This is a genomic window from Parabacteroides goldsteinii, from assembly GCF_020091425.1.
Taxonomy (GTDB): Bacteria; Bacteroidota; Bacteroidia; order Bacteroidales; family Tannerellaceae; genus Parabacteroides; species Parabacteroides goldsteinii.
The window spans coordinates 5,468,151-5,480,720 of record NZ_CP081906.1; the positions used below are offsets into that span (position 1 = coordinate 5,468,151).

Consider the following 12,570-nt stretch of genomic DNA (forward strand, 5'->3'; position numbering starts at 1 on the left):
CTAGTTATAGAGCGAAACTATGACACACCCCCTTCCCCCTCTCAAGAGGGGAGCCAGGTACAACCGGTCAATAATCGGACAGTTTATATCTGATAATATTGGAACATTATGAAGAACATTGTCAAATTTGCGGTAAGCAATCCGGTCACTATCTGTATGGTCGTGCTGGCCATCCTGCTGTTGGGAAAGATTTCCTACGATCAGCTGAGTGTCGACCTGCTGCCCGACCTGAATAATCCCCGGCTGTTCATCGAGTTGAAGGCCGGCGAGCGTCCGCCGGAAGAGATCGAGAAACAGTTTGTGAAGAACATGGAGTCGATGGCTATCCGTCAGAGCGATGTCACGCAGGTTTCGTCGGTTGTTAAAGCCGGTTCGGCCCGTATCACAGTGGAATATACCTGGACGAAAGATATGGATGAGGCTTTCCTCGACTTGCAGAAAGCGATGAATCCGTTTGCCCAGAATAAAGATATCACCGAGTTGAAGATCACGCAACATGATCCGAACCAGTCACCGGTTATCCTGATCGGAATGTCCCATCAGAATATAACCGATATGGCGGAACTCCGGAAAGTGGCGGAAAGCTATATCCGCAACGAGCTAATCCGGTTGGAAGGCGTTGCCGAGGTGACGCTGTCGGGACAGGAGGAGAGTACCCTGACGATCCGCACCGATCCTTATAAACTCGATGCCTTCGGTTTGAAGATAGAAGATATCGCTTCGCGTATCGAAGCAAACAATCAGAGCATATCGGGAGGCCGTGTCAGTGAACTGGGCTTGCAGTATCTGGTGAAAAGTTCCAGTCTGTTCGGTTCGGAAGAAGATTTCGAGAACCTGATAGTCGGTTATAAACAGGTGGCTAAACAGGAAACAGGTACGAATGCTTCCGCCGGTACGGCAACGGCTTCGGGCGGCAAGGCTCCGCTTTTCCTGCGGGAGGTCGCTACCGTAACTTTTGAAAATGCCCGCCCCGACAATATTGTCCGTATCAATGGCAAACGTAGCATAGGACTTTCGATCTATAAAGAAATGCGTTATAACACCGTGAAGGTGGTGGACGGTGTATCCCGCCAGCTGGGTGTTATCGAACAGGCGTTGCCCGGTTATCAGTTTAAAGTGATAACCAACCAGGGGACGTTTATCAAGAATGCGATCGGGGAGGTGAAAGACAGTGCCGTGCTGGGTATCGTCCTGGCGGTTGTCGTGCTGTTCGTTTTCCTTCGCCGGTTCGGGACGACGCTGATTGTCAGTATGGCGATTCCTATTTCAATTGTGGCGACTTTCAACCTGATGTTCTTTAACGGGCTTACGCTGAATATTATGACGCTCGGAGGATTGGCTCTGGGAGCCGGTATGTTGGTGGATAATGCTATTGTCGTTATCGAAAGTATCTTCCGGAACCAGGAGAAAGGGTTGTCCATACGTGAAGCGGCTATCAGGGGAACGTCGGAGGTGGCGGGGGCTGTTATTGCCTCGACGCTGACGACTATTGTGGTTTTCCTGCCGATCGTTTACCTGCATGGAGCTTCGGGGGAATTGTTTAAGGACCAGGCCTGGACCGTGACGTTCTCGCTGGTATCGTCGTTGTTTGTGGCTATTTTGGTGATACCGATGTTGTATGATAGGTTGATGAACACACCCCCTGCCCCCTCTCGAGAGGGGAGCCGGATACCATCGGACGCTAAAAAAGAAGCTGGTAATGAGGCTGGAAGAGGTATTCAGTTATTAGGGTACAGCCATCTGTTGCGTAGTCTGATCGGACATCGCTGGATTGTTATTTCGGCGGCAGTCGGGTTGATGGTGCTGACGGTTTTTCTGCTTCCTTTCATTGGGACGGAGTTTATGCCGCGCATGGAAAGTAAGGCTTTTACTGTTGTGGTGAAGATGCCGGAAGGGACAAAGCTGGAACGTACTTCTTCGGCGGTGGCGAACCTGGAAGAATTGCTTTATACCATTACGGGCGATAGCCTGCTGACCGTTTACAGCCATATCGGCGAGGGTAGCGGTTCGGAGAATGCCATCTTCGAAGGAGAGAACACGGCAATGATGAAAGTAGTCCTTTCCTCCGAGTGCCGGGTAGCTCCCGAGGCTGTTATCGAGCAGTTTGTCCATACGGCGGAGAATCCCGACGGACTGGAACTGACCATCAAACAGGAGGAAAATTCTCTCAGCTCGTTACTGGGTAGCGAAGGTGCCCCTATCGTTGTTGAGGTGAAAGGGGAAGAACTGGATGAAATAGCCGATATTACGGAAGAAGTGAAAAGCCGGATGCAGGAGGTACCGGGACTCTATAATATTGTATCTTCCATTGAAGACGGTGCTCCGGAGATAACGATCTCTATCAACCGGACGATCGCGGGTATCAACAACCTGAGTGTATCGACCGTCATCGAACAGTTGAAACAACAACTCAGCGGGAAAGAAGCCGGAAAGATGGAATATCGCGGAGAGATGCGCGACATCGTCATCAAGGTTCCTGATATTCCGTTGCGTGCCCTGGGCGACCTGGTTATCAAGAATGGCGAACAGGAGTTCCGCCTGCGTGAGATAGCCACCTTCGGTGAATCGCAGGCCCCGAAAGAAATATACCGCCGTAATCAGAACCGCATCAGCAAGGTAATGGCCAATATGGATGCCGGCAAGTCGCTGGACAAGGTGGCGGAAGAAATCCGTCAGGCGATGAAAGGCATCGAACTGCCGGTCAACTATTCGGTTACGGTAACCGGAGAAGAGGAGAAGCGTCAGGAGTCGATGAACAGCCTGCTGTTTGCTCTTGCCCTGTCGGTCATCCTGGTGTATATGGTGCTGGCTTCCCAGTTCGAATCGCTGCTGCATCCTTTCACGATCCTGCTGACAATTCCACTGGCGGTGGTTGGTGCTATCCTGTTGTTCTTCCTGACCGGTACGACGATCAATATGATGGGAGTGATCGGTATCGTGATGCTGGTAGGTATCGCGGTGAACAACTCGATCATCCTCGTAGACCGTATCAATCAGCTGAAAGCAGACGGAACCGGCTTGACAGATGCCATCGTACAGGCCGGACAACAACGTATCCGTCCGATCATTATGACAACGCTCACTACGATACTTGCCCTGCTCCCGATGACGTTCAGCTTTGGCGAAGGTGCTTCGTTGCGTTCGCCGATGGCTATTGCCGTGATCGGAGGGTTGGTGACATCTACTTTGATGAGTTTGATGGTGATACCATGTGTCTATTATGTGTTGGAAAAGGTAAAAATAGGCGTAAATAACAGAAAAGCATGAACTTTTTACTACATAGAAGAATAACGATCTGTATGCTGTTTATCGCACTGACCATGCTCGGTTACGTGTCGTATAAGCAGTTGCCGGTGGAGTTATTGCCCAATGCCGAACTGCCGATGCTGTTCGTACAGGTTTCGTCCCAGCAGGACATGGACCCTTCGTACGTGGAATCGGAAATCGTTATTCCGCTTGAAGGGGCGATCAGTTCGATCGGAGGGGTGGATAAGATACAATCCACCGTCGACAGCCGCCAGTCTACCATACAGATAGATTTCAAAAATACGGTGAACTTCAAGATCACCTCCCTGAAACTACAGGAGAAGGTGAACGAACTGGCAGCCACTTTCCCCGACGGCTTCAATGTGCAGTTGCAGAAGGTCGATGTCGGTCAGATGGCCAATAACTTTATGGTTTTGCAGGTGCGCGGTTCGGGCGGTGTCGACAGGGTACGTAATATTGTGGATAAGGAGATTCGTTCCGACCTGGAGAATGTGGACGGGGTCGCTTCCGTCAATATCTACGGCGGCCGGGAGAAAGCGATCGAGATACGCCTCAACCCTGAGGCTTGCAAGGCGTTGAACCTGACGCCGTCTTCCATCAGCGGCCTGCTGACGCAGAACACGCAGGATAAGGCCTTTGTCGGTTTTGCCAATGAACCGGATAGCAAATACTTTATCCATGTCAATGCTCTTTATTCGAAAGTGTCCGACCTGGAGAATATCGTGGTCGCCCCCGGTCCTGTGCTGCTGAAAGATGTAGCCACCGTCTTTTTCGACCTGAAGGAAGAGACTTCCTATAGCCGTGTGAACGGAAAAGATGCGGTATCGGTTGCCTTGATGAGCGATTCGCAGGCGAACCTGATCGACTTGTCGCACCGGGCCGTCGAGGCAATCGACCGGCTGAACGAGAAGCTGGCTTATCTCGATGTGGAAGTGGTGGTGCAGGAGAATACGGCTGAGACGATGGAGAATAATATCGACCAGATCATCAATCTCGCCTTAGTGGGCGGTCTGCTGGCCATACTGATTCTCTGGCTGTTCCTGAAGAACCTGCGGCTGGTATTTTTTATTGCCCTTTCAATCCCTATTTCCGTTTATACGGCATTTAATTTCTTCTATGCCTTTGGGATAACGATCAACAGCCTGACGCTGGTGGGGATGGCACTGGCAATCGGGATGCTGCTCGACAATAGTGTGGTGGTGCTTGAAAATATCTACCGCCTCTCAGCTTCCGGTTGTACGCCCGAACGTTCCGTTACACAGGGTACAAAGGAGGTATGGCGTTCTATCGTGGCGGCTACGCTGACAACGGTGACGGTCTTTCTTCCCTTCGTTTTCTCCGACAACTTTATGATCAAGCTGATCGGTCATCATGTCGGTGTTTCGATTATTTCTACCCTGACCATCTCCTTGTTTGTCGCCCTGCTGTTCATCCCGATGGCAACTTACCTGCTGCTGAGGAAGAAAAACGGGCAGAGTGTCTTTTATGAAAAGGTTTCGATTGTACAGCGTCCTGTACAGGTCTACCTGGTTTTGCTGAAAACCTGTATGCGGAATCCGGGCGTGACGATCTTCGGAGCGATCATCGTCCTGTTCGTCACCCTGATCCTTTCCATCTACATGAATGTGCAGCAGATGAAAGATGTAAATACCGACCGCATCAATATCTATGTGACGATGCCGACGGGCAGTACGCTCGATAATGCGGATAAACTGGTGAAGGTGATCGAAGCGCGTCTGGACAGTTTTCCCGGCAGGAAAGACTTGATCAGTCGTATAAATGAAAAGAATGCCGTCCTCACGCTTAACTTTACCGATGACTTTGTGAAGAAGGCGGGAAGTAAAATGGCTGAATATAAAGCCACGGTGCAGGCCACCGTATCCAATATCCAGGGAGCGGAAATCTCCGTGGAGGAATCGATGTCGGGTGGCGGCGGCGGAGGTGGCGCAGGAGGAGGGGCCATGGCCGGCCTGGGTAATTTCATGCGTCTGCTGGGTATCGGCGAGAACCGTGAACGGATCGTGATAAAAGGCTCCGATTTCGATGTGATGCAACTGGTAGCCGAAGATTTCCGCTATTACCTCGATGAACAGGAGTTTATCCGTGGTTCGCGCGTCTCCTATAACCGCCGGCAGCCTGAAATACATCTCGATTTCGATCCGATCCTGCTGACTTCATACGAGATTACCCGTGCCAATATTTCCTCCGGGCTGGCGGCGCTTAATCCGGAGTATTCTTCGGGTACCTCTTTCAAGATCGGAGAGGATACCTACGATATCATCATCCGTAACGATATTCCCGGCGACGAAGAGAACGAGGAAGAAGAGGCGGAGACGGAAAAGAAAGACAAAACCGTCGATGACCTGCGCCGCGTACAGATACAGAATGCCAACGGAGGACTACATGATTTGCAGGACTTGGCTTCTGTCAATTATGGCCGTGGACGTACCCGTATCATGCGGGTCAACCAGGATAAACAGATAGAGGTATTCTATAATTTCTCTAAAGACGTACAATCGTCGAAAGACCTGCTTGAGGGGTATCGCTCGGATATCGACCAGTTGGTTGCCAATTATAATCTGCCGTCGGGGGTTGCTGTGGAGGTGTTCCATGAAGAAGATGAGTTTGCAGATTTTAAGTTCCTGATACTGGCAGCTTTCATCCTTATCTTTATGATACTGGCCTCTGTCTTTGAATCGCTGGTGACGCCTTTTGTCCTGCTTTTCTCGATACCGCTGGCTGCTATCGGTTCTTTGCTGGCATTGTTGCTGACAAGCAATAGCCTGTTGAATGCGAATACGCTGACCGGTTTCCTGATCCTGCTGGGCGTGGTCGTGAATAACGGCATCATCCTGATAGACTATTCCAATATCCTCCGCAAACGAGGCTACAGACGCAACAGGGCATTGATGACGGCTGGCTTGTCACGTATCCGTCCGATCCTGATTACGTCGATAACGACGATTGTCGCCATGTTCCCGTTGGCGATGGGCGATTCGGAATATGCCGGTGCTATCGGTGCGCCGTTTGCCATTACGGTGATCGGCGGGTTGACATTCTCTGCGTTACTGACGCTGATCCTGATACCGACTGTTTGTATGGGGCTGGAGAATACCTTGCAGTGGTATCGGGGCCTGTCCCGTAAAATATGGATATTCCATCTGGTACTGTTCCTGTTGGGGGTTGCTGGTATCTGGTTGTATGCCGACGGGATGCTGTGGCAGTCTGTTTACATGGTTCTTCTGGTTTTCGGTATTCCGGGAGTGACTTATTTTGCTCAGACCAGTTTGAGGCGTGCCCGTTCGAAAGTAATCGATCCAGGGGAAGATATACATATCTCTGTCCGCAACCTGGTGAAGATATACGACTGGCCGGGACGTATCAGCCGTCAGTGGAATAGTGGCCTGAATATCCGTCGGCATCTGGGACTGAGCAATGAATATCGTTCGCTGAAAGACTTTGTCAACGTTCTGTGGCAGTTCGGTATGTTGCTTTTCGGTATATATTTCACCTGGTTCTTCATCAATAACAGGCTGTGGATATTCCTGTTGTCGTTTGCCATCTATGCCACGATCCTTTATCTGTGGCGGAAGGTCCGTCAATACCTGTTCTACCGTTTCGGGGAAAATAAGCGGGTGAAATATATAAACCGTCTGATATTCTGGAGTATTCCTCCGATCATCCTGTTTATTCTGTTCCGGAAGATGGATAATACCGGACTGATTTCCGTTGTGGGCCTTCTGTGGGCCTTCTGTATTGCCGTATATGTTTCTTCGCAATACTTGTATGAAAAGAATGTCAATATAGAACGTATCAAAGGACGGCTGGCCGGACTTCGCCGCTCCTGGTTCCGTATGGTCAAAGGGATTCCGTTGATCGGGAAACAGCGCAGGCCTTTCAAAGCCTTGAGAGGCGTATCTTTTGAGATCCGTACGGGAATGTTCGGTCTGCTGGGGCCTAATGGCGCCGGCAAATCAACTCTGATGCGTATTATCTGCGGTATCCTGGAACAGAGTTACGGCAGCATCTGGATCAATGGACTGGATACCCGCATTTACCGGGAGGAATTGCAGAGTCTGATCGGCTTCCTTCCGCAGGAGTTCGGAACTTACGAGAATATGTCTTCCTGGGAGTTTCTCGATTATCAGGCGATCCTGAAAGGGCTTACCGATAATAAGCTGAGGGAAGAACGTCTGGAATATGTGTTGAAAGCAGTTCATATGTACGAACGGAAAGACGACAAGATCGGTTCTTTCTCCGGCGGTATGAAACAGCGTATCGGTATAGCCCTCATCCTGCTTCATCTTCCCCGTATTCTGGTGGTGGATGAGCCAACAGCCGGTCTCGACCCGCGTGAACGTATCCGTTTCCGTAACCTGCTGGTAGAGTTGAGTAAAGACCGTATCGTGATCTTCTCCACGCATATTATCGAAGATATTTCCAGTTCATGCAGCCAGGTGGTGGTTATCAACAAAGGCGAGCTGAAATACTTCGGCGATCCGACCGATATGGTGGATATGGCTACCGGTAAGGTCTGGCAGTTCCATATCGACCGTGAGTCGTTCGAACAGGTGCTGGACAAAACGATGGTGATTCATCATATACAGGATGGAGATACGATACAGGTGCGTTACCTGTCTGTCGGTTTGCCTTATGAGGGAGCCGTAGAGGTAGAGCCGAATCTGGAAGATGCTTATCTCTGCTTGCTGAAAAATATGGAAGGGAAGAGCGGACAATGAGTTTCTTGCTAATGTCAGGCGTGATGCGAGACTCAAGTGGTAGATTAATGTTGTAAAAAGATAGTTATGACGATAAAGCAATTGATACCTTTATTACCCAAGGTGGTAAAATATAACCTGAAGATCATCTTCGCCGGCAAGTTCATCTGGTTCTTGCTGGCGGCATTCGCATTTTTTGCCTATTTCATGTTCCAGGCTGCCTGGAATAGGGCGGAGATCAACGAAGGACTGATCTATAACCTTTTGATGTTCCCTTGTGTCCTGCTGGTATTCTATCCTGCCGTATTCGGTATCCAGAATGATGAGGATAACCGGATACTGGAAATCCTTTTCGGTATCCCTGACTATAAATATAAAGTCTGGGGAGTACGCCTGCTGATGATTTATGTCGCTATATTCTTTATCCTGGTGGCTTTTTCTTATCTGGCTACATTATTGTTATATCCGGTCAATCCGTTCGAGATGTCTGTCCAGTTGATGTTCCCCCTTGTCTTTTTCGGGAATCTGGCCTTTATGCTCTCCACCATCACCCGCAGTGGCAACGGCACGGCTGTGTTTACGATTATCCTGGCTATTCTCCTTCTGATAACGAGTGAGATGGAAATAATAGAACGTTCATTTTGGAATATTCTCCTGAATCCTTTTAAAGTACCTGATAACTTCCTGCCGGTAATCTGGGAAGGGTTGATCGTCAAGAACCGTATTTTCCTTTTGATAGGTGGTATTGTGTGGATGATGATCGGGTTGCTGAATTTGCAGAAGAGAGAGAGATTTATATAAATAATCAGGCACGGAGCACATGCGATAATAGATCGTGTGATCCGTGCCTGGAATCTTATTTGCCAGTTAACTATATTTGTCTAGCCAACGTTTGCCTGCTGGAGTTTTAACAAAAATAATAATTCCTATGGCAATCGCACCTAAAAGGAGATATAAAAATATAGCAGGTTCCATATTTATTTCTTTTTATAGGTTAATACTAAAAACCCTGCAATACATAAAAGAATTGCTATACTAACAGCTATTGTTATTACCAAAATTTTATTGGTATTGAGTTGTAAAACAGTAGTAATTACAGCACCTCCGATTACTAGTTTCGATATATCCAATAGATATTTTCCAAACTCTTTGAGAATGTTCGCTTCCTCTTTCTGTAGCTGTTGTACCTGTAGAGGTATGGACATTCTTTTTGTCTTATGCCTGTTCTTCATAGTTAAATAATTTTGTTACAGGCAAAGATAGGATATAATATTGAAAGAGTACAGGAATAACTGCTAAAAATTATACTTGTTAAGCCGGACTGATGCGGGGCATGAATAAAGGCTCTTTTTCCAGTTCAGCATGGAGCATTTTTAGTAATAAGCCGGCTTTGAGCTCTTTAGCCTCCGGTACGTCCCATAGGTTTTTCAACTCCTTCGGATCGTTGGTAAGGTCGAATAGCTCCCCGTATGTCTGGTTCATATAGATCGTTATCTTATATTGCTCATCTATATAACTTTTAGCGTAGAATTTAGTCGGCTGAAAGTGGTTTTCAACGATCGCATGCGTTCTGATTTTCTCCTTTCTGCCGCACCAGACATCACTCTGATCTATTCCCGTCATTGTTAGTGGCTGAGCGATGCCGGCCAGGCTCAGGAATGTTTGTGCCAGGTCGACAGTCGATTGTATGGCCTGTGAGCGTATTCCTACTTTTTCTGCTTCGGGAACGGAAACGATACAAGGTACTCTGAGCAAGTCTTCGTAATGGTGGATCGCTTTCGCTACCAATCCGTGTTGACCGTAGAAATGACCGTGATCGGAAGTAAAAACCACGACTGTGTTTTTAGTTAATCCCAATTCATCCAGTTTATCCAGAATCTTGCCGATATAATGGTCCATCATGGAGATCATGCCGTAATAAGTTGCCATATTCCGGGCTCTGGATTTCTTGTCGGATAACTGTGAATGAGCTCCGTGTACCCAGGAAGGTCTTGTCTCACCATCCTCTTTCAGATAAGAGAAATCAGGATTATGCGTCTGAGTCAACTTGAAATGGATGGGTTTGTCATCAAATTCTCCGGGGGTGAATTCCGGAACGTCCATATCTTCCGGGTTATACATGGATGCCCAGGGTTCCGGTACCAGATAACTGGGATGAGGATCGAAGAAGCTGGCCCACAGGAAGAACTTTTCGTTTTTCTGTTTATATTCCTCCAACATCTTATTGGTTCGTTCGGTAATCCAGGTATCGTAATGATATTTCTCCGGAATGTTCCAGCTATGATATTGCGGATCACTGTTTCCTGTTGGTTTACGGAACCAGTCCCTCCAGTTAGCGCAACCGTTATCTTCCAGCCATACGCCGTAATGTTGTCCCACATGTGGTTCATCCGTGTGGTTTCGGGTGAGTTCTACATGCTCAAAACCGTAGAAAGGTCCGTTGAACTTTCTCCAGAAGTCGAGTTCCTGTAATATAGGATATGCTTCACAGGAGGGGTATTCTTCGGAACCCTTTAGTGGCTGAAAATGAGCTTTACCGATCAATGCTGTCCGGTATCCGGCTTTCTGAAAACAATCGCCGACGGTAAGTTCGTTTTCAGGAAGTTTGGTACCTAACGACCAGGCACCGTGTTGACTTGCATATTTTCCGGTGATTATACTGGCTCTGGTCGGGGTACTGGTCGGATTATTGCAGTAGGCCCTGTCGAAGATGATCCCCATCTTAGCCAGCCTGTCCAGATTGGGAGTCTTAATTGGGGGATTATTATATCCCATGCACATATAATGATGCTGGTCGCTTGTAATCAATAAGACATTGCGACCGGTGAGGCTGTCCTTCTCCAGTATCGTTTCCCCTTTAAACTCTTTTTGGTAAAGCTGGTTCAGACGGGGATCTATATAATGTAGATCCCTGTCGGCAATTACCTGACCTAATGCTTCTGCTTGAAGAAAAGAGGACGGGAGCGCACATCCGATGCCTATGGAAGCTAAGAAAGTTCGTCTTTTCATGGATATAACCGATTTAAAGTGAATGTATCAAATCTCGTCCGGCCAGGGGCAAGGTTTACCCGTTGCCTTAAACGACGGACGCTGTGCTTTTATCTTTCGTAATTGTTTGCCCAGGTCTTTGGATAGTTTCTTTATCAAGTCGGGATGGGAAGCGGACAAGTCATTCTTTTCGCCTATATCGTCGGGAATATTGAATAACTCTTTCTTTCCTGTCTCATAATAATAGATCAGTTTCCAGTCACCTTGGCGGATTGTGCAGGTGGCTCCGATACCCGGTCCTGTGTTGCCCCAGAGGTTCGGGAAGTTCCAATACAGGCTGCGCCCTTTGGAGGGATCGCCGGTATTGGTCAGCAGCGGCATGAAGCTGACGCCGTCTATTGGCTGGATAGTCTCGTATTTCTTTATTTCGGCCATTTCGAGGATGGTCGGGAAGAAGTCTTCGATGATCAGGTATTTATCGCATTTGGTCTGCGGCTGTACCTTGCCTGGCCAGCTGACGATCATCGGTTCACGAACGCCGCCTTCGTAAGCGGAACCTTTACCACTGTTCAGCGGGGAGTTCTGGGTATGAGGTTTGCCGTCGCGCCATTCCGGTTCGGCAGCTAGACCGCCGTTGTCAGACATGAAGATGATAATCGTGTTATCCGCCAGCTGGTTCTTCTCCAGATAATCCATGATATCGCCCAGACTTTTGTCCATTCCCTCTATCAGGGCGGCATAAGCGGCTTCTTTCTCTCCCAGTCCTTTGTCGATATATTTCTGATAGAAACGCATATCCTTATCTATCGGGACATGAATGGCATAATGCGACATGTAAAGGAAGAACGGCTGATCGTATTGTTGCGCCTTATCCAGTGCTTTGGTAGCTTCCTGTGTCAGGGCTTCCGAGATAAAGATATCCTTTCCCCAGTATTTATCCAGGCCCGGAACGGCGAACCAGGGATTCGGCTTGCCGTCTGTCCGGTTACCGAAATTGGCTTCTCCCAAATAACTGGCAAGGCCGCCGCCGGCATGTCCGGCAATGTTTACTTCGAATCCGAAATGATACGGGTTCTCTCCCGGTGTGTCTACCGCTCCCCAATGGGCTTTTCCGCAATGGATGGTATGATAACCGTTATCTTTTAGTATTTGAGCCATAGAGGTGACCTGATAAGTATGTTCGATGCCTGCGACCTCACAGATACCGTTTACATTCCAGTCCGGCAATTCCAGCACATCGCTTTGCCGGTCTGTCGATTTGTTTTTGGGATACGTCCAGTTCGTTACCCGGTGGCGGCCTGCATTCATACCGGTATAGAGGCTGCAACGGCTCGGCGAACTGATACTGGAAGCATAAGCCTGGGTAAACATCATACCCTGGCGGGCAAGGCGTTCCATGTTAGGCGTTTCGTATACTTCATTATAATGTGTCTTTTCCTTCCAGAAAGGGAGGGAAGTATCTTGCCAGCCCATATCATCTACCAGGAAGAGAATAATATTCGGCCGGTCCTGCGGTTTGGCCGCTTCGGCTTGCCCGGCTGCTCCCAATAATGGAAGTGTTGCCAGTGATAGAAATAGTCTCTTGTTCATGCTCGTA

The 12,570-nt window shown here is 48.5% G+C and carries 6 protein-coding genes; 3 read left to right on the top strand and 3 right to left on the bottom strand.

Translation table 11 applies throughout. From position 1 onward, the window contains the following. Positions 1 to 108: 108 nt before the first annotated feature. The 3 genes from K6V26_RS22775 to K6V26_RS22785 all read left to right on the top strand — a co-directional run bounded on the left by K6V26_RS22775 (position 109) and on the right by K6V26_RS22785 (position 8,786). Positions 109 to 3,267 carry an efflux RND transporter permease subunit gene (locus K6V26_RS22775; protein WP_224263956.1) on the top strand — a complete coding sequence of 1,053 codons (3,159 nt, stop codon included), beginning with the start codon at positions 109 to 111 and terminating at the stop codon, positions 3,265 to 3,267. Then, entirely contained in the window at positions 3,264 to 8,006 is a 4,743-nt protein-coding gene (locus K6V26_RS22780; RefSeq protein ID WP_224263957.1) for an efflux RND transporter permease subunit, read from the top strand. Before K6V26_RS22775 ends, K6V26_RS22780 begins: the two co-directional genes overlap by 4 nt. 66 nt (positions 8,007 to 8,072) lie before the next feature. Beyond that, on the top strand, positions 8,073 to 8,786 hold the full coding sequence (locus K6V26_RS22785) for a hypothetical protein (RefSeq protein WP_009860435.1): 714 nt from the start codon (positions 8,073 to 8,075) through the stop codon (positions 8,784 to 8,786). A 176-nt stretch (positions 8,787 to 8,962) separates the two neighbouring features. On the opposite strand, the gene K6V26_RS22790 is transcribed toward K6V26_RS22785, so the two are convergent. The 3 genes from K6V26_RS22790 to K6V26_RS22800 all read right to left on the bottom strand — a co-directional run bounded on the left by K6V26_RS22790 (position 8,963) and on the right by K6V26_RS22800 (position 12,563). Next, positions 8,963 to 9,217: a DUF6722 family protein gene (locus K6V26_RS22790; protein WP_224263958.1), complete on the bottom strand. Its 255-nt coding sequence runs from the start codon at positions 9,215 to 9,217 to the stop codon at positions 8,963 to 8,965. 79 nt (positions 9,218 to 9,296) lie between these two features. After that, the gene (locus tag K6V26_RS22795) at positions 9,297 to 10,994 is read right to left on the bottom strand and encodes a sulfatase family protein (RefSeq protein ID WP_224263959.1); all 1,698 of its coding nucleotides are present in this window, start codon (positions 10,992 to 10,994) and stop codon (positions 9,297 to 9,299) included. A 27-nt stretch (positions 10,995 to 11,021) separates the two neighbouring features. After that, positions 11,022 to 12,563, bottom strand: a complete 1,542-nt coding sequence (locus K6V26_RS22800; RefSeq protein ID WP_224263960.1) for a sulfatase — start codon at positions 12,561 to 12,563, stop codon at positions 11,022 to 11,024. Positions 12,564 to 12,570 lie beyond the last annotated feature (7 nt).